We start from the raw sequence: 19,365 nt of genomic DNA, 5'->3' as shown, positions 1-19,365 counted from the left end.
TTCGCTAACTGGCAGTTTCTTTCGGTATAACTATCGTTTGTATGCCCGAAGATGCTTCCTTCGTCTGCATGACAATACTATCTAACTAATTTATCACTCTGTCTTTTAATCAGTTTCTGCAATTTCCTTATGTCAATGTCCTGAACGGCCTTTTTATCATCAATGGCCAGGCAGGCCGCTTGCGCTGTTGATTGCCCAAGCACCATAAAAACCGGTTCCATCCGAATAGAACCATAAGCAATATGGCTGGCCGATAAACAAACGGGGACCAATAGGTTCTCAATGCTGCCGCGCTTTGGAATAAGCGCCCGATAACTGACCGGATAAGGTGGAAACCCACCCACCTGCACGTCGCCTTCGTTACGTACCTGAGCAACGGCTCCCGGATTATCCACAATTAGACGCTGACAGTTGTGCGAATCCATTGTGTAAGCCGCCATACCCACCGCGTCGGGCACAACGACCTTTCCTTCACAATTCGCCTGCGTCATCACGTACTCGCCCACTAACCGACGCCCTTCGCGAATGTAAAGCTGAGGGCTAAAATGATTGTTGTCGACGTACTCATCTTTCGGATATCCCCATTGCAGCATTTCATCGCGCAGGTGTTTGGGCACCCGGGGGTCATGTCCGATGAAGTAGAAAAAGCCTTTTGTGTAGCGCTCGTGTTCGCGAATGATTTCAGCTCGCCGGGCATAATCCGCATCCGGATAGTCATAATTAGCGCCGATCATATCCGTTGACAGTCCACCACAGTTGTTGATGTCTGTTTTTCGATTGGGCATCATCACAAAATGCATCAGATTCCAGGTCAGTTCCTTAGGCATTTTTTTGGCGATCTGACGTAACAGCAACTCGTATTTCGTCGAATCGTAGCCTTCGGGCCGCGTAATAGGAATCCGGTTTGCCGGATCATCGGTAAAGCACAAGCGGAAATTATAGGCCTGCACGGCTTTATCAGCCGTGCCGTTCGGAGCAAGTTTAGCCGTGCTTATCCCACAAAGCAGTCCGCTTTCGGGTTTACCGGGAACCACGTAGGGATCGACACCATCGGGGAATTGATGCTTGTCGCGAAACTGTACTCCATTGAGCGATTCATTGTACTGACTGGATGATTCCCTTCCCACCGTATACGCTACGCCCGCTTTGGCCATCAGATCACCTTCGTAGGAGCAGTCGATGAATTGCTTTGCCCGAATAATTCGGTTGTTCAGCTGCTTATCAACCGACGGTTCAACGGTAATCGCCTGTATGCGTTTAGCCTGTGTTTGAACGGCCGACAGTCGATAGCCAAACCATACCGGTATATTTGCTTCTTTGACGTACTGCATAAATACAGCTTCGGCCACATGCGGCTCAAATGTCCACTGCTCCGGTTGACCGTAGTGATGCCCGATACGCCGGTAGAAATCGCGGGAGAGACCCGTAATCGCCTGTTTATTACCAATATCGGTAGCACCCAATCCACCCGATGACATCCCGCCCAGGTGGCGGCCCGGTTCAATCAGAACAACTGATTTACCGGATTTCTTGGCGGAATAAGCCGCAATTACCCCCGCCGACGTACCACCATACACACAGACGTCAACATTAATAGACTGCCCGTACAGCCGAAACGGGAACAACAGGAAAATAAGCACGAAACAGAATAGCCGGTTCATACCGATTGCAGAATCCGTTATAAAATCGCCATCAGTTCATTCCAGTGGCGGATATCGTACGTGGGTTTATCATCGACAGGTATGCCCTGTGGGTTGTAAAAAACCGTATCAAGTCCTACTCCTTTGGCCCCCAGAATATCGGCTTCGTAATTATCCCCGATCATCAGGCTTTCAGCGGCTGTTGTGCCACTGATTTCCATGGCGTATTGAAATACAAGTGGGTCAGGCTTCTTCGCGTTCGCTTTTTCACTCGTAATGACATGCGTAAAATAATGTGCGATTTCGGCACTATCCATCTTTATCGCCTGAATCTCGGCAAACCCGTTGGTAATGATATGCATGACGTAACGCCCCTGCAAGTAATCCAGTATTTCTCGCGCTGACTCGAGCAGGTGGGGCTTACGCGGTAACAACTTCAGGTATTCGACATTCAGATCCGCATGAACAGCGCCCTCATCGACACCCATGGCCCGAAATACCAGTGGAAAACGGTGCTTTCGGATATACGTATGTTCAATTAGATTCCTGTCGTAATCGGCCCACAACTTTTTGTTGATATCGATAAAATGTCGGCTAAACTCTTCAGCCGATGGAATACCGATATCGGCCAGTCGGAACGTATCAAACAATTCGACAAGGCACTCTGCCGAGTTCCGATCAAAGTCCCAGAGCGTATGATCGAGGTCGAAAAAAAGATGCTTGTACATGATAGGGATCGGTCAATAGTCATTGGTTACTTGTCATTGATGCACCTATGACTAATCGCTAATGACAGCGAAGCGAATTGACCAGTGGCTTAAAAATCTAATTTCAACCGCTCAACCGGCTGGTTGTTGACCAGGTGGCTGTCTACAATTTCAGCCACATCAGAAAGTTGTACATTACCATAATACGTCCCTTCCGGATAAACGACTAAAGCCGGGCCAAATGCACAGGCATCCAGACAGCCGGTCCGCTGGGCACGCATTTCTTTGAGGAGTCCCCGCTCGGCAAGGGCCGCTTTGAAGGCATCGACTAATTCATTGCCATGCACTTCCCCACAGGATTTTTTAGGGGCTGGTTTCTGGTTATTGCAAATAAAAACGTGCTTTTTGTATTTCATAGGTTCTGATTGAATTCGTACTCAAAGGTACGTAACGAACCCCATGTCATAGCCACTGGTTTTATCAGCTTGCTACGCTTTTTCATAAAATTAGCCTGAGGAACCAGCCTTATCCAGGGTGTAGATCAAAGCCAGCGACTGATAAACTCGCCGAAAACATCTTTGTACTGATCGCTAACTGGAATGGTGGTCGTGCCGATCTGTACCGAATTTCGCGTAACGGCGCTGATGTGATCGAGGGCGATAATAAAGGAGCGATGTACCCGCATGAACCGGCGGGCAGGTAATTTTTCTTCCAGGGTTTTCAGGCTCGTTAACGACAGCAGCGGTTTTGACGGATCACTTTGCCGGTAAACTTTTACGTAATCTTTCAAGCCTTCGATGTACAGAATATCGTTATAGGCCACCCGAACTAACTGGTATTCGACTTTTAAAAATAAATAATCATCTGCTACGTCCACCGGAGCGTTGGCAGAAATGACAACCGTAGCAGGCGCAGGATCAGGCCGTTGTATTAGCTCGAAATAATTTTTTGCCTTGCTGGACGCCCGCAAAAACTCTTCGTAATTAAAAGGTTTCAGCAAGTAATCCAGCGCATCAACCCGGAAACCGTCGAGAGCAAATTGATCAAAAGCTGTGGTGAAAATAATCCGGGTTGTGTTCATTCCCCGGTTGCTACGTTCCAGTACACGCGCCAGTTCCAGCCCGGTCAGGTCAGGCATCTGTATATCCAGAAAAATAACATCGACCGGATGCTGCAATAAATACTGTAAGGCTTCTACAGCACTGCTAAATCGGCCCGACAAGGTCAGAAATGGCGTTTTTTTAATAAAGGCACAAACCAGCCCGAGCGCCAGAGGCTCATCATCGACAGCGATGCAGGAAAGCGTCATGCCAGGTTGAGGGTTAGGTGTACGTGGTATTCGCCCGCTGAGTTCTGATCATCAATCTCCAGCGCGTATTGACCCGGATAAAGCAGGTCGAGCCGTCGGCGCGTATTGACTAGGCCAATACCATTGCCAACCTCTAATGATTGTGGTTTTTGACTGAACAACGTATTCCGGACATCCAAAAACAACTGACGATCATGCTGCTGAATGCTGATCCGAATCCAGCTAGGATCTAACGTACTCACGCCATGTTTGAACGCATTCTCGACAAAGGGCAGAAACAGCATCGGTGCAATTGGCTGATCGTGCAGGGGGGATGGCGTATCCAGCGTAACCGACACTTTATCTGTCAGACGAAGTTGCATAAGCTGAATATAATCGCTCAGAAAGGCGATTTCCTTGCTGAGCAACGTAGTGCCCGACTGAGTTTCGTAGAGCACGTAGCGCATCATACGCGAAAGCCGATGCAAAGCCTCGCGGGCCATTTCTACATCAAGCAGGGTAAGCGCATAAATGTTGTTGAGCGTATTGAAAAAGAAGTGCGGGTTGATCTGGGCCTTCAGAAAAGACAACTCAGAAGTCGTTTTCGCCTGTTCCAGTGCCGTCCGGAAATTGGCTTCGTCCTGCCACTTTTGCGACATGGCAATGCTGGTGCTAATTCCCAATACAAGAATAATGGTGAACAGCGTCGGCTGAATCCATCCGAACGATTTAGGGTGTCCTCCGCCGTGGGGATGAAAAGCCCGGTGCATCAGTACAGACAGATTAAAACTGTATTCCAGAAACCAGATTACGGCAAGTACCAGACAGACTATCCCCAGCAGCGCCGTTATGAATCGGCCAGTTTGTCCCTGGAGAAATAACCGGGGTACCAGCCATTGCGAATTGAAGTAAAACACACCGACCATTAGCCCAAAAAAGATTACCTGCCTGACCCAGAATAAGCGGGGAAACTGAATCTCGGAATTCAGCGACTGATAGAAGAAAAGCAGGTACCCCATCAAAATCCATCCCAGCACATGAATCAGCAGCGGAACGTAGCGACGGGAAATAAGAGTAGTGGCCATTGTCGTCGGGAAAGGTACAAGTTTAGGGGAAAAAGTACAGAATTGCCTCGCTAATCGTCACATACACAGAGTTTCCCGATGAGTCACGGGTTTTAACCGACGAACGACCCGATTGGATAAAGTCAGGATACCAGAAGCCTTTCATCGGTTGAAATAGCCGATCTGCCGACACTTTACGCCTTTCGGTCTATTGCATTTTTTGGATTAAATAAAGACGCGTTGCTTTGTTGCATCAATCTGTAATCTGCCTGACGATGCAAAAGCAAATACTATTTCTACTTCTAACGCTTGGCCTTTGGAGCGGTTTTACCCAAATCCAATCAACCTACGCTCAGTTTGGGCCTCCGGGTGGCGGGCCTGGTGGACCAGGCGGCTTTGGTAATCAGGATACCCGACGTAAAAAAGAATTTACGGGACTGGCCGAAGACACTCCAAAAGGGAACGGCAAAATAACAGGTTTGCTGGTCGATTCACTTTCGGGTAAGCCGGTCGAATTTGCCACCGTTGCACTGATCAACACCAAAACCAACAAACCTATCGACGGTACTACGTCGGATGCAAAAGGAAACTTTTCAATGACCAAACTGGCTCCGGGCGATTACCGGCTTCAGTATTCCTTCATCGGTTACAAAAATCTTGATTCTAAAGCGTTTACCATTGCGAAAGGCACCGAACTCAACATGGGTTCAGTAAAGATTTCTCCCGACATCCGCACCCTGGGCGAAGTTGTAGTAACGGGTCAGGCAGCCGTAATTGAAGAAAAAGTGGACCGGCTGGTTTTCAATGCCGATAAAGACATGACCGCCAAAGGGGGCGATGCCTCGGACGTACTGAAACGCGTACCGATGCTGTCCGTCGATCTGGACGGTAATGTGAGCTTACGCGGTAGTCAGAACATTCGGGTGCTGATCAACAACAAGCCCTCGACAATTGTAGCCGCAAACGTAGCCGATGCCCTGAAGCAACTACCCGCCGACATGATTAAGTCTGTGGAGGTAATTACCAGTCCATCAGCCAAGTACGATGCCGAAGGTGCCGCCGGAATTATCAACATTATCACCAAAAAGAATACGCTACACGGTCTGACGCTGAACGTTGATGCAGGAGTAGGCTTACGGGCTTCAAATTTGGGTCTGAATGGTTCGTACCGGCAGGGCAAACTGGGTATTACGTTAGGTGGTTTTGGCCGGACTATGTACAACCGTGCGTCATCGACGCTGGATCAGACAACGCTGGTGGGTTCGCAATTGTTACGTACCAGTCAGCAGAATACAGCCTTCGATAAACCTTTGTTCGGGCAGTATACACTGGGATTCGATTACGATCTGGCGAAAGATCAGTCGCTTTCGGCCAACGTGCGATTCGGTACGCGCAATTTCGTTCAGCAACAGAACCAGTTGACCAGTATTTACGCTGGCGATGTGCTACAGAGTATGAACAACCGCGATGTGGATCGGAAGGACCTTTCCAATTCAGTAGATATGAACCTGGATTACATCCGTACGTTCAAACCTCAGCAGGAGTGGAGCATTTCGACTCAGTACAGCCGCACGAGCCTGGTTAATAATTTTTACGCGAACATTCTGGACCAGACGGGCATATTGACGAGCCGCCAGCAGAACCTGAACAATAATACCAACCAGGAATTCACGATTCAGACGGATTATCAAACGCCTATCCGGAAAAACCAGCTGCTGGAATTTGGGGTAAAAGCGATCATGCGGAAGGTAGACAGCGACTATCAATATAAAATTGGTGGCAGCACGGGCGAACTGGTTTATAATCCGGCCAGTCCATCGGGGTCGCTCAACTACGACCAGAACATCGGGGCGGGTTATATCTCGTATACGTACGTAACGCCAAGTAAATACACCTTCAAAGTGGGTACTCGTTATGAACATACAGGCATTTCGGCAAAGGCTGACGAAACACAACCGCTGAATATTCCGGCGTATGGCAATCTGGTACCCAGCATCAACGTATCGAAAGGCCTGAAGGGCGGTTCGACCCTGAAAGCAGCATACAACCGTCGGATTCAGCGGCCGGGCCTGCAACAGCTGAACCCGAACGTCAATGCCGCCAATCCGCTGATGGTTATGCAGGGAAATCCGAACCTTAGCCCGGAACTAACCGACAACGTTGAGTTAAGCCTAAGTTCGACCATTAAGAAAACCTACCTGAATGCATCCATATTCGGGCGGTTAACCGACAACGCGATCACGCAGGTACGTATCCCGGCCGACACGACGAACTCTGCCTATCCGGCAGGCGCCATTATTACTACGTTCCAGAACATCGGCGTACAGCGCACCATAGGCACCAACGTCTTTTTCAACACCAACCTGACCCCGAAATGGAGCGTAAATGGCGGAGTCGACGCCTATTATATGTATTTGCAAGGCACAACGCCGGGTACTGACGGCAAGTCGATGACTATCGAAAACTCCGGTATCAGCATTGGTGGTCGGTTAATGAGCCAGTTGCAGATGAACAAGGGGTGGAGCGCTCAGGTGTTCAGCTTCTTCAGAGGACCAAATCCACAACTGCAGGGTACAATGGGCAGCTTCTACATGTACTCGTTAGGGATTCGGAAAGATCTGGCCAGCAAACGAGGCAGCATTGGCCTGGCGGCAGAAAACTTCGTTGGCAATGGTGTAACGATGCGCACGACACTGAATTCGCCCCTGCTTTCTCAGGTGAACGTCAACCATCTCTACAACTCAAACGTGAAACTGACGTTCACGTACCGCATCGGCAAAATGACCTTCGAAGAAACGCGTAAGAAAGCCCGTTCGGTTAGCAACGACGACGTAAAAGGTGGTGAAGGCGGTGGCGATCAACAACCGCAGGCTGCTCCGGCAGGTGGCCGCCCCAGATAAGCCGCAGGAAGATAACGTAAGGCTCTATAGATTCTACAAAGTTCATTCAAGCCATTGAAAATCAGAAAATTGAACGAACAGAATCGATAGAATACTCAGAATAAAAAAATCTGGACGTTACATAAGTTACTATAAAATCGAGGATTCTTAATAACTTACAATAACCAATTTCTCAATCTCTTTAACTTTTCAACCACTTAATTTTTAAACTCATGAAAGCATTCGTATTTGTCGTTGCTACCCTATTTACTGCTTCAGCTACTTACGCCCAAGGCACCTGGGCGGTCGACAAGGCCCACTCTAAAGTTGGCTTTACCGTTACGCACATGATGCTATCGGAAGTGGATGGTCTGTTCAGAACATTCGACGCTAAAATCACCTCGAACAAGCCTGATCTTTCTGATGCTGTCTTTGAATTTACGGGCGATGTCAACAGCATTGATACGGGCAACGAACGGCGCGATGGTGATCTGAAAAGTGATAAATTCTTCGATGCAGCTAAATATCCAACTCTGACATTCAAAAGCACATCGTTCCAAAAAGCTGCCGACAAAAAGTATAAAGTAACCGGCGATCTGACCATGCACGGTGTGACGAAGCCCGTTACAATGGACGTAGTGATGAACGGCCCAATAACAAGTGATAGTCCGCGCGGCAAGCAGGATAAAGTGGGTTTCAAAATGACGGGCACCCTGAAACGCTCGGATTTTAACGTAGGCACCATCCCTGTGGCTGTTGTTAGTGAAGAGGTTGAGCTTAAGGCAAACGGCGAGTTCACCAAACAGGCTGCCGCTACCGCCGACGCCAAAAAATAACAGACATAACATTGGGCAGATTTAGCGTCTATGGATTTTGATTGACTTAACGAGTCCAGGGTCCAGCCATAGAATCTAAATCTGCCTTTTTAGTACGTACCAGTTTAATAGTCTATTGATCCTACAGAATCTAAAGAATACAACTCGTCCGATTTCTTCCCAATCTATGATGAACTCCAGAAGACAGTTTCTCCGGAACACCAGTGCACTTACCCTTGGCAGTCTGGTCGTACCCCAGCTTACTCAGGCGACTAATTTGTTTTCAGCCGTTGCTACTCCACCCATTGGCATTCAGCTTTTCACGCTTTTCGGATTGATGAACGAAGACCCAAAAAGTACGCTGGAAAAAGTTGCTGCGGTTGGCTACAAAGAAGTGGAGTCCGCTTTCAGTTTACGGGGTAATTATTATGGATACACCGCCAAAGAATTCAAAGCGCTGGTATCGGGGCTGGGCATGACCTGGCGCGCTCACCATGCCGGTGGTGCCCCTTTCCGCCCGCGCGCTGCGGCTCCACGTCCTGCCGCCACCGGTGCTCCTGCTGCTGGCGGTCAACCCGCGGGTGGGCAAGCCCCACCGCAACGTCCGCCAATGGATTTCTCAAAAATGCCGCCTATGCTGAACCTGCGCGACAATTATCAGCAACTCGTTGATGATGCTGTAGAAGGCGGACTTTCGTATTTAGTTTGCTCCAGTACGCCGGTCGCTACGGTAGACGAAATCAACAAATCGATTGAGGTATTTCAGAAAACGGGCGAAGCGGCCAAAAAAGCCGGAATCGGTTTTGCCTATCACAATCACTCAACCGAATTCGACCCAGTAGAAGGAGGCAAAACACCTTATGAACTCATCTTATCGCAAACCGACAAAGATCTGGTCAAGATGGAGCTGGATTTAGCCTGGGCAACCAAAGCGGGCAAAGACCCGGTCGAATTGTTCAAGCAGCATCCGGGTCGGTTCCCACTCTGGCACATTAAAGATATCAAGGCCGATAAAAACTCAATAACCGAAGTCGGCAACGGCGTAGTCGATTTCAGACGGGCTTTCGCAGCGGCTAAGACAGCTGGGCTAAAGTACTTTTTCGTAGAACAGGATATGGCTCCAGGAGGCATCGACAGCATCACGACGAGCTATTCAAATCTCAATAAAATACTGGCTTAGCCTTTCATGAACCAACAGTCTCGGGGTTGTTGGTACGTATCTTTCTCCCCTACTGATTATGTGGTCTAAATTTCTACCGCAGCCGCTTACGCTGTGTCTGCACACTATTGTCCTGTTGGGATTGGCGTCCTTTGTGGTACAGGACAATCCGACCAAGCCTGATGAAACGCGCTTTACGCCCGTCGTTGTGGCCGAAGATCTCGATGAGCCGATGGCGTTTGAAGTACTAAAAGACGGTTCAGCGTTTATCATTGAGCGAAAAGGCACATTGAAAAATGTGATCCGACAACCAAAACGGTCGATCTGATTGCGACCATTCCGGTGAATACCAAATACACTTCAGCCGAAGGGCGCGTGTCGGAAGCGGAAGAAGGCCTGATGGGTCTATCACTTGACCCCAAGTTTGACCAGAATCACTGGATTTACTTGTATTACGCCCACCCAACCGAGAAAAAACACATTCTAACTCGCTGGGAACTACGCGACAGCAAGCTTCAGAGCGAAAAAGTAATGCTTGAAGTGCCGACGCAACGCGAGGTTTGTTGTCACACCGGTGGTGGAATGGTTTGGGATAAAGTTGGAAATCTGTACCTGACCGTCGGTAACAATACGGGTAATCAGCAGGCGGCCCAAACTGACGAGCGACCCGGCCGTAGCAGCTGGGACGATCAGGGCCATGCCGGAAATACCAACGACCTGCGGGGAAAAATCCTTCGCATTCATCCCGAAGCCAACGGTACGTATACCATTCCCGACGGAAACCTGTTTCCGAAAGGCACCGAAAAAACCCGTCCTGAAATTTATTCGATGGGGCACCGGAATCCCTGGCGGATCTCCATGGACAGCCAGACGGGTTTTCTGTATTGGGGCGAAGTTGGACCCGATGCAACGAAAGATTCGGAGATTGGTCCGCGTGGTTATGATGAGCTGAATCAGGGGCGTAAACCCGGTAATTTTGGCTGGCCGTGGTTTGTGGGCAATGAACAGGCTTTCCCTGTTTTCGATTACGCCAACCAAAAGCCGCTGGACAAGAAAGACCCGAAACATCCGGCCAATAACTCTCCCAACAATACCGGACTGACCGATTTGCCTCCGGTCGCTCCTTCGTTTATCTATTACCCCTACGCCGTTTCGGAAGAGTTTCCATTGGTTGGTACGGGTTCCCGGTCGGCAACGGGTGGCCCCATCTTCCGTCAGGCTGACTTCAAAGGTGCGAAGCGCCCCTGGCCCGTTTATTTTGAAGGCAAGTGGCTCGCTACTGATTTTTCACGCGGCTGGATTATGGCAATCAGTATGGATGCCAATGGGAATTACAAATCGATGGAGCGGTTCCTGCCGGGGTACCACCCTGTTGAACCCATCGATATGAAATTCGGCCCCGATGGCGATCTCTACGTACTCGAATATGGCAGCAACTGGTTCCGCAAAAGCGATAACGCCAAACTGGTGCGGATTGAGTACAACGGCGGAAACCGGAAACCGATTGTGCAGGCTTCGGCCAGCAAACAGGGCGGAACCGTTCCGCTACAGCTTTCTTTATTGGCGGATGGGAGTAAAGACAACGACGGCGACAAGCTAACGTATCAGTGGAAAGTTACCTCGCCGGGCGTATCTCCGCGCGTGTTTACGACCGCAAATCCATCCGTTACGTTCGACAAAGCAGGCGTTTACACGGCGACATTAACCGTTACTGATCCCAAAGGAGCATCGAACAGTCAGTCGTTGAAAATTATCGCTGGCAACGCGCCCCCCGCCGTTACCATCAATCTGACCAGCAACCAGACGTTCTTCTTCCCGAATCAGCCCATCCAGTATGCGGTTCAGGTTGACGATCAGGAAGATGGCAGTCTGGCAACGAAGAAGATCAACCCGGCGCGGGTAGCCATGAGCATCGATTATACATCAGAAGGATTTGATTATGCCGAAGTCGTTCAGGGGCAACGTAGTGTCGATGCCTCCACGCAATACGCCGTGGCTCAGTCAATTATCAACCAGAGTGACTGCAAAGTATGTCATCAGATCAGCACCAAATCGGTAGGGCCGGCTTTTACAGCCATTGCGACAAAATATAACGGTGACGCCGGAGCGCATGACCGGCTGGTCGCCAAAATACGCCAGGGTGGCGTTGGCGTATGGGGCGACGTAGCGATGCCCGGCCATCCGGCGATGTCGGTAGCTGATGCCGGCAATCTGGTTCAGTATATTCTTCACATCAACGATAAAACGCTGAGCAGCCTGCCCTTGCAGGGAACATACACGGTCAAACTTCCTGAAGGTGACAACGGCAAAGGATCGGTATTGGTACGAGCCGCCTATACGGATCAGGGAGCAGCAAAAGTACCGGCGCAGACATCTGAACAATTGTTGATACTACGTAGCCCTCAGCTGGAAGCATCCTCAGCACAGATCATCCACGGCGCTGACGTGAAGGCAAAAGGTATGGGGAAAGGTGAAAATGTGATTCCTTATACCAATACGTACATCGGTTTTCGGAAGCTGGACCTGACGGGAATCAAACAACTCGAACTAACGGCTGCCGCCCAACGTCGGGAAGGCGCTGCGGGTGGTATGATTGAAGTGCATATCGATTCGCCTACGGGTCCGGTTATTGGGGAATCAATGGTTGAATTAGCCCCCGAAGTCGACATGGCAAAGCTGATGGCGCAGATGGAATCTGGCGCAAAACCAGCCGGTAATGCTGCGAACTCAGCGGGTGGACAATCAGCAGGTACTTCTGATACTAAACCGACTCCGCCCCCTGCCCCACGTAATCCGTTCGCCCGGCCGCCGGTATTCCTGAATCTGAAACCGACCGAAGGGAGGCACGATGTGTATTTCGTCTTTAAAAACAGCGATGCTAAATCAATTCAGCCTCTGATGAGTTTGTCGACGATAAAATTCATGGATAAAGTCAAGGAAGTCGCTAAGGCGAAAGAATAGTTTAAAGGCTCGTTCACCCCTAAATACAAAGAGACGTTGCTTCACTTAAGCAACGTCTCTTTGTATTTAGGGGTAGTTTATGCCAAAATGTTCCGGCAAAAGTTCAGGCATTTTTTCACTTCAGCAACGGAGCTGGAACCGGCCGGAACCTGATATTCCAGTTCAACCGTAGCCGGAAAGGTATATTTCTGTTCCCGCATCAGCGTCAGTACGTCGGTCAGGGGCGTATCACCCTGTCCCCACGGCAGATTTCCTTTTCCGTGCGCCGGCGTCTGCCGGTCTTTAATGTGCATACTGGCGATACGGGTGTGTTTCTGTCGGATCAACCCAAGCGGATCGGGCTGACCAGCCGCAACATAGTGACCTAAATCAAAATTCATGGCATTCCCCGGCGATTGCGCCAGAGCGGTATCCCAGAACGTAGGCGTTTGCTGTTCATGCCCATGATACCCAACACGTATCCCATGCTTTTCGGCCATCTTGCCTAATTTAAGTGTATGCGCGTCGTTGGCTGGATGCTCAAGCGTAACCTGATTGGCGCCTAATGTTTTGGCCGCCCGCATGCCATAGTCAATTTCAGCGTCAGAGTTTTGCATCCCGAACGCGTCCGGTTTGAATCCGTAGATCGTTACGCCCGCCTGGTTATACATTTTACGTACCTGCTCAAACTTCGTCATGGATGCCGATTGCCGCCATTTGGCTACCTCCTCCCGGTACGCCTTCATCTGTGCTTCCATATCGGCCAGTTGTTTCTGCTCATCATCGGTCAGGGTCTGGTTTTCGCGTCGCTTTCTCATCAGCGGAAACATCGCCCGCATATCAACCGAATTCTTAGGAGCACCCGCAAAGGTTTCGGCAGGGCCGCCCATTAATTCAATCGCATTGATACCACTATCCAGCACGTACTGCAAGGTAGCCTCGGCGCTTTGGTCGGGCATATCCCGGAATGAATATGTAATAACACCGATCTGTACACCTTTAACCAGTGAATTTGGCTTTTCACCCAAGCTTCGAACAAGAGTAGGCGCACCAAATAATTTATTGCTACCGACCACGGCCCCCGCAACTAAAGCGGTGGTGGCCCCCAAAAACTGACGACGTGTATGCTGGTTTTTCATGATTATTAACGGGTTTAACAAGCTGTTTCTAAAGCGTACGTAGTTTAATATTGCGGAACCAGACACTGGTATTCCAATCCTGTAAACCAATCCGTCCGCTGTACTTGCCCTTGCCAAACGGTGTATCTTTCAGCTTACTGCCAGCTACACGCTGCTTCCAGTCGGCACTGGTCAAGTCATGCTCCTGAACGACGTAACCGTTCAGCGTAACGGTCAGCTTATTTTTCTTCAGCATGACATCCAGCTTGTTCCAGCTTCCGAGGGGCTGAGGTTCCTGCATACGCACATCGGCAATACCAAACAGATCGCCCGAACTGTGCGGATGTTCAACTTCCTTCTGGTACAGCACATCGTCGCCCACCTGAACTTCCATTGCTGTGTTGTAAATTTTCTGGTATTGGGGGGCTTCCTGAGCAAAGAAAAAGAAACCACTGTTGGTGTATTTTTCAATTTTAAACTCGGCTTTAAACTCAAAATCGCCGGAAACAACGGCATCCGTGATTAAATCACCACTGTCGCGTGGTTTGTCGGTGGCCGTTTTAGGTACGTCCAGATGCAGCACCCCCTGCTCCACTTTCCAGGACGAGGGTACGCCTTTACCGTTGTATTTGTGCCAGCCATTCAGATCATGACCATCAAACAGCAGCTTCCAGCCTTCTTTCTTTTCCTGAGCCGATAAAGTATTAAGTGCCTGAGCCTGTAGGTCGGCGCAGCTAAAACAAACGAGTGAAACAAAAGCAGCTACTTTGACGAGCATGACGGTTATAATGATTGAGTGTACAAAAGGCAGTGTACATTATAAACTCCTCATTAGGCCATAAATAGGCAAGCCTGAAACGCGAATTGTCCAGCCGTAAATGCTTTTGAGAAATGCATGAATTTTCGTACCCGATAACTCAGTATCAGTAGCCTGGGAATTGCTTTATACCTCACCAATATCTGTTAAGTCGACCAAGCCTTTTACCTGCTGTCTTATGAAAAGAAATCTCTGGATCGGAAGCTTACTCACGATTTCAGCGCTGGTCGTTACGTGTACGGCCTCGAAAACAATCCATCAGCAAACGACCCAAACCGACCAGACGGCAACGTCGACGGGAGTCGATTATACCACAAAACCTGCTGTAAACCCTGTAGCTAATCCAGTCCAATTAACACCGGAGCAAAGCCTGCGGTCATTTCGGGTGCCGAAAGGCTATCATATGGAACTGGTGGCCAGCGAACCCATGATTCACGAACCGGTTGCCATTGCCTGGGATGGAAACGCCCGCATGTATGTAACGGAAATGGATACGTATATGCAGGATGCCGATGCAACGGGTGAGCACGAGCCTGTCAGCCGCGTCATGCTTCTGGAGGATACCAATGGCGACGGGAAAATGGATAAAAGTTCGGTCTTTATCGATAAGCTGATGCTACCCCGAATGATCCTCTGCGTAAACCACGAACTTATTGTTAATGAAACCGATACGTACGACCTGTGGAGTTACAAAGATACCAATGGCGATGGCGTAGCTGATGATAAAAAACGAATCTACCACGTTGATCGGAAAGCACCCGGTAATCTGGAACACCAACGTAGCGGCCTGGACTGGAATCTGGACAACTGGATTTATGTGACCGTTGACCCGGTACGTTTTCGGTATACCAACGGAACAATTCAGGTGGATTCGCTGCCAAGCGGTTCTAACGGCCAGTGGGGCCTGACCCACGATAATTACGGACGCTTATTCTTCAGTCGCGGGGGTGGCGAAAATGCGGGATCGGGCTTCCAGATCAATCCGAAATATGGCGCCCTGGAATTCGCTGATGCCTACGACGAAGCGACCTTTAGCCCGGTCTGGTCTATCATTGCCAATCCAGATGCCCAGGGAGGCCCCAAGCGCTTACGTCCTGACAGTACGCTGAACCACTTTACGGCAGGCTGCGGGCAGTCGATTTATCGGGGCGACAAACTCCCGGCCGATCTGGTCGGCGATTACCTGATCTGTGAACCGGTGGCCCGCATTGTCCGACGCGCCCATGTGGTAAACAATCAGGGAAAAACGCAGCTCGAAAACGCGTATAAAGAACAGGAATTCATTGCCTCGTCGGACTTCAATTTTCGACCGGTCAATACGTATACGGGGCCAGATGGGAATCTGTACATCGTAGACATGAACCGCGGCATCATTCAGGAATCGCAGTGGACGCCAAAAGGCAGTTGGATACGTCCGCAGATCGAACGACTCGGTCTGGATAAGCACATCCAGCACGGACGTATCTGGCGATTGGTTCAGGACGGAGCAAAACCTGGTCCAAAACCGCAGCTACTCGATGAGCCAGCCAGCAAACTCGTTACGTATCTGGACCATTCTAATGGCTGGTGGCGCGACAATGCGCAAAAACAATTGATTGTTTTAAATGACAAATCGGTTATACCGACGCTGAAACAAATTGCAGCGGGTCAACAGGCTTCTTTATTAAAAAAACCGGGCGCTCTGGCACGTATTCACGCCCTCTGGACACTGGAAGGCTTAAACGCTATTGATGCTGCGACAATTACGCAGGCGCTTAAGGATGAAGACCCTCAGGTACGCCGGACAGCGATCTGGATCAGCGAACCTGCTGTGAAGAAAAACGATGAGGCCGTAATCAGCCAGATAGCTGCTCTGCAAAATGATCCGAGTATCGATGTGCGGGTACAGTTGCTGGAAACGCTTCATACCAGTACGTCGGACAAAGCGAAGGCCGTAGTGCAGCAGTTATTGGCTCAGAACACATCCAATCCGATGATCACCGCCGTAGAAGCCAGTATTCAGAAAAACAACGATTTCAAACTTTATGGCAGTAAACTCGGTCGGTTTGCCGCCGTTGAGCGGAGTTCTATTTTGAAAGGAGCCGAAATTTTCAAATCACTCTGTTCCTCCTGCCATGGTACAGACGGAAAGGGATTGGCCAGTCAGGTAGCTCCACCAATAGCTGGTTCGAAACATCTGGCCGACAATGAGATGGTGCTTAAGATTTTATTGCAGGGACTGTCGGGACCGGTAGAGGGGAAAACCTACCCAACCATTATGCCATCCATGTCGGATAACAACGACGACTGGATCGCATCCATCGCCAGTTATATCCGTTACGAATTTGCGGTTCCCGTTTTCCCGCCACCGCCAAGCCGTCCAACCAGCCAGACAGCAACGGGCAATTCGGCCAGTGCCCCTGCACGACCGGCAGGGGGTGGTGGATTCCGCCGGTTCCAGCCCATTATTAAACCCGAAGAAGTAGCTAAACTCCGCCAGGAAACTGCGCAACGTACCACACCCTGGACGCTCGACGAGCTGGAAAAAACAGGGCAGTAAGTAGAACCGGACCGTAGCGGGCTTAGTTCAGATACCGTTCGGCAGCATATATTGGATTTTAGCCTGAATGTATTTTGAAATCTCTATCGATGTAGCTACATTCAATCTGATAATCAGCGCATTTTAAAACCAACCTCTACAATCATGAAAAAACTGTATGCTGTACTGGCCGTGGGCTTTGCCGGACTTCTTCTGCTCGCCACGACCACCCGCCCGGTCCAAAATCAGTACGGACTTGTGATTGGTACGCCAACCATCAAATCGATTAATGCGCTGACATTCGGTCCCGACGGCGTACTGTTTATTGGTGATGGCAGAAGCGCATCTGTTTTTGCGGTTGACACGAAAGATGCTGAATCGGTTGACAAGCCGAATGCGGTTGAAATTAAGAACGTTGATCAGAAAATTGCCGCTCTTTTAGGCACCGACGTTAAGAATATCACTATTCAGGATATTGCCGTCAATCCAAAATCGAAAAACGTGTATTGTGCCGTACAGCACAGCGACGGCACGCCGGTTCTGCTGAAAATTGAAGGCGACAAAATCAGCCCTGTGTCGCTGAAAGAGGTCCCCTTCTCTATAATGGCGTTGACAAACGTTCCTTCCGAAGATGCCAAAGACCGGCGGGGTGAATCGTTACGTATTGCGGCCATTTCGGATATGGGTTATGCCGATGGCAAGGTGCTGGTTAGTGGATTATCCAATCAGGAATTTGGCTCTACGTTCCGTAGCATTCCATTTCCGTTTACCAACGCGCAGGACCAGGCTTCGCTTGAAATCTATCATGCCGCCCACGCCAAATACGAAACCATGGCCCCTATCAAGACGTTTACGACGACTGAAATAAAAGGCAAGAAGTACCTGCTGGCTAGCTATACCTGCACACCACTGGTGCTGTTTCCGATGGACGAATTAAAAGCCGGACATCATGTAAAAGGACGTACCGTAGCGGAAATGGGAAGCGGCAACCAGCCGCTGGACATCATTACGCTGAAGAAAGGCAATGAATCGTTTCTGGTTATGGCCAATTCAAACCGGCCTGTGTTTAAAGTACGGCACAAAAATCTGGAGGCTTACCAGGGTTCGTTGACAATGCCCGTTGCCGAAAATTTCGCGACGGCTGGCGTAGATTTCGTGTCGTTACCCCTGACAAACGTCATCCAGCTCGATAAACTGGATGATACGCGTATGATTCTGCTTCAGCGTCGCTCCGATGGTAACCTTGATCTTTGGACGTCCAGTGATCGGTATTTATAAACTTCACCGTCAGATACTTGTCAGGCTATGCGCGTTGTGTAGCCTGATTTTTTTTATTGCCAGTCTATTTACCGCCTGTCGTCAGCCCGAAAAGAACTCCGACATCCTGATACGCTGGGACGGCAAACGAGCAACTGGCATTTCTATACCCAGTGAGTTAGTCCAATCCATTGCTGCCGATTCGCTGGACAAACTACTGTCGGTACGTTTGGCCAATCAGAAGACCGCCATTGCCGGTCAGTATCAACTGATAGGCGATGACGTTGTTTTTGAGCCCTTAATTCCGTTGACGCGGGGACTACATTACGTAGTGTGGCTGAAAAACAAGCAATTGGGTGAAGTCATGGCGCCAGCTTTAGCGACGAATGACAAACCTGAACTGCTGGCTGTTTACCCTACGCAGGATTCGCTGCCCGACAATTTGCTGAAAATCTACCTGCATTTTTCGCGGCCCATGCGGGAAGGCCAATCGCTGAAGTACGTTGCCTTACTTAAAAACAATACGGATACGTTGCCGGGTGTATTTCTCAACCTTCAGCCCGAACTCTGGAATGCCGACCGAACTACACTAACTCTGTGGCTGGACCCCGGACGTATTAAACGCGATTTGCAACCGAACAAACAATTAGGAACGCCTTTGCAGGGAGGCAATCGTTATCAACTTGTCGTTTCTGCCGACTGGCCCGATGAGCAGGGCGCTACGTTAGGTAAGCCAATTTCCAAATCGTTTGTAACGTTTCAACGGGATAGCCTGTCCCCTAATCCGAAACGCTGGTCAATCCACAGACCGCAATCCGGCAGCATACAACCGATGGGGGTATCGTTTGGTGAAGCTCTTGATTACGTATTACTTACCGAAACGTTACACGTCATTCAGGCTGATAAAAAATTGGTTTCGGGAACGTGGCAGATTGGAGAGAACGAAAACCGAGCCTGGTTTAAACCTACTGCCAGCTGGCAGCCCGGCCAATACACGTTACGTATTGAAAGTCGACTGGAAGACGTAGCGGGTAATAACCTCAACCGCCTGTTCGACCGGGATATAACCCGAAAGGATCAACCGGCTACATCTCATCCTTTTGTCGACCTACCTTTTGTTACCATTAGTCAGTAGGAATTAGTCATTTCGCTTCGCTGTCGTT

General features: G+C 49.7%; 15 protein-coding genes. 8 read left to right on the top strand and 7 right to left on the bottom strand.

Annotated features, from left to right (window positions below; all coding sequences use genetic code 11):
- Nucleotides 1-77 precede the first annotated feature (77 nt).
- The 5 genes from LN737_RS06565 to LN737_RS06545 form a co-directional block, all read right to left on the bottom strand.
- Entirely contained in the window at nt 78-1,661 is a 1,584-nt protein-coding gene (locus tag LN737_RS06565) for an FAD-dependent oxidoreductase (protein ID WP_405517267.1), read from the bottom strand.
- A gap of 17 nt (nt 1,662-1,678) precedes the next feature.
- On the bottom strand, nt 1,679-2,368 hold the full coding sequence (locus LN737_RS06560) for a YjjG family noncanonical pyrimidine nucleotidase (RefSeq protein WP_405517265.1): 690 nt from the start codon (nt 2,366-2,368) through the stop codon (nt 1,679-1,681).
- Between the two features lie 89 nt (nt 2,369-2,457).
- Nucleotides 2,458-2,763: a ferredoxin gene (locus LN737_RS06555; protein ID WP_405517263.1), complete on the bottom strand. Its 306-nt coding sequence runs from the start codon at nt 2,761-2,763 to the stop codon at nt 2,458-2,460.
- Between the two features lie 125 nt (nt 2,764-2,888).
- Entirely contained in the window at nt 2,889-3,656 is a 768-nt protein-coding gene (locus LN737_RS06550) for a LytTR family DNA-binding domain-containing protein (RefSeq protein WP_405517261.1), read from the bottom strand.
- Nucleotides 3,653-4,720: a sensor histidine kinase gene (locus LN737_RS06545; RefSeq protein WP_405517259.1), complete on the bottom strand. Its 1,068-nt coding sequence runs from the start codon at nt 4,718-4,720 to the stop codon at nt 3,653-3,655. Before LN737_RS06545 ends, LN737_RS06550 begins: the two co-directional genes overlap by 4 nt.
- Nucleotides 4,721-4,974: 254 nt before the next feature.
- Between LN737_RS06545 and LN737_RS06540 the strand changes: the two genes are divergently transcribed.
- The 5 genes from LN737_RS06540 to LN737_RS06520 all read left to right on the top strand — a co-directional run bounded on the left by LN737_RS06540 (nt 4,975) and on the right by LN737_RS06520 (nt 12,513).
- The gene (locus LN737_RS06540) at nt 4,975-7,599 is read left to right on the top strand and encodes a TonB-dependent receptor domain-containing protein (protein ID WP_405517257.1); all 2,625 of its coding nucleotides are present in this window, start codon (nt 4,975-4,977) and stop codon (nt 7,597-7,599) included.
- 212 nt (nt 7,600-7,811) lie between these two features.
- Nucleotides 7,812-8,414 (top strand): YceI family protein, encoded by a 603-nt coding sequence (locus LN737_RS06535; RefSeq protein ID WP_405517255.1) that lies wholly within the window; start codon nt 7,812-7,814, stop codon nt 8,412-8,414.
- A 169-nt stretch (nt 8,415-8,583) separates the two neighbouring features.
- Entirely contained in the window at nt 8,584-9,573 is a 990-nt protein-coding gene (locus tag LN737_RS06530; protein WP_405520330.1) for a sugar phosphate isomerase/epimerase, read from the top strand.
- Nucleotides 9,574-9,631: 58 nt separating this feature from the next.
- Nucleotides 9,632-9,880 (top strand): hypothetical protein, encoded by a 249-nt coding sequence (locus tag LN737_RS06525; RefSeq protein WP_405517254.1) that lies wholly within the window; start codon nt 9,632-9,634, stop codon nt 9,878-9,880.
- Nucleotides 9,881-9,894: 14 nt separating this feature from the next.
- Nucleotides 9,895-12,513: a PQQ-dependent sugar dehydrogenase gene (locus tag LN737_RS06520; protein ID WP_405517252.1), complete on the top strand. Its 2,619-nt coding sequence runs from the start codon at nt 9,895-9,897 to the stop codon at nt 12,511-12,513.
- A 77-nt stretch (nt 12,514-12,590) separates the two neighbouring features.
- On the opposite strand, the gene LN737_RS06515 is transcribed toward LN737_RS06520, so the two are convergent.
- Both LN737_RS06515 and LN737_RS06510 read right to left on the bottom strand, forming a co-directional pair.
- A complete protein-coding gene (locus LN737_RS06515; RefSeq protein ID WP_405517250.1) occupies nt 12,591-13,631 on the bottom strand; it encodes a sugar phosphate isomerase/epimerase in 1,041 nt (346 codons plus the stop codon).
- Nucleotides 13,632-13,659: 28 nt separating this feature from the next.
- On the bottom strand, nt 13,660-14,388 hold the full coding sequence (locus LN737_RS06510) for a DUF1080 domain-containing protein (RefSeq protein ID WP_405517248.1): 729 nt from the start codon (nt 14,386-14,388) through the stop codon (nt 13,660-13,662).
- Between the two features lie 217 nt (nt 14,389-14,605).
- Here LN737_RS06510 and LN737_RS06505 point away from each other — a divergent pair, with 217 nt between their 5' ends.
- The 3 genes from LN737_RS06505 to LN737_RS06495 all read left to right on the top strand — a co-directional run bounded on the left by LN737_RS06505 (nt 14,606) and on the right by LN737_RS06495 (nt 19,337).
- Complete coding sequence (locus tag LN737_RS06505; protein ID WP_405517247.1) at nt 14,606-16,966, top strand: c-type cytochrome; 2,361 nt, start codon at nt 14,606-14,608, stop codon at nt 16,964-16,966.
- A gap of 144 nt (nt 16,967-17,110) precedes the next feature.
- Entirely contained in the window at nt 17,111-18,223 is a 1,113-nt protein-coding gene (locus LN737_RS06500; protein WP_405517245.1) for a hypothetical protein, read from the top strand.
- Entirely contained in the window at nt 18,180-19,337 is a 1,158-nt protein-coding gene (locus LN737_RS06495; protein ID WP_405517243.1) for an Ig-like domain-containing protein, read from the top strand. The genes LN737_RS06500 and LN737_RS06495 overlap by 44 nt, the downstream gene beginning before the upstream one ends.
- Nucleotides 19,338-19,365 lie beyond the last annotated feature (28 nt).

Origin of the sequence: Spirosoma sp. KNUC1025, from assembly GCF_045160025.1 — a bacterium.
In the GTDB taxonomy this organism is placed as follows: Bacteria; Bacteroidota; Bacteroidia; order Cytophagales; family Spirosomataceae; genus Spirosoma.
This window is presented reverse-complemented; position numbering and strand designations above follow the sequence as displayed.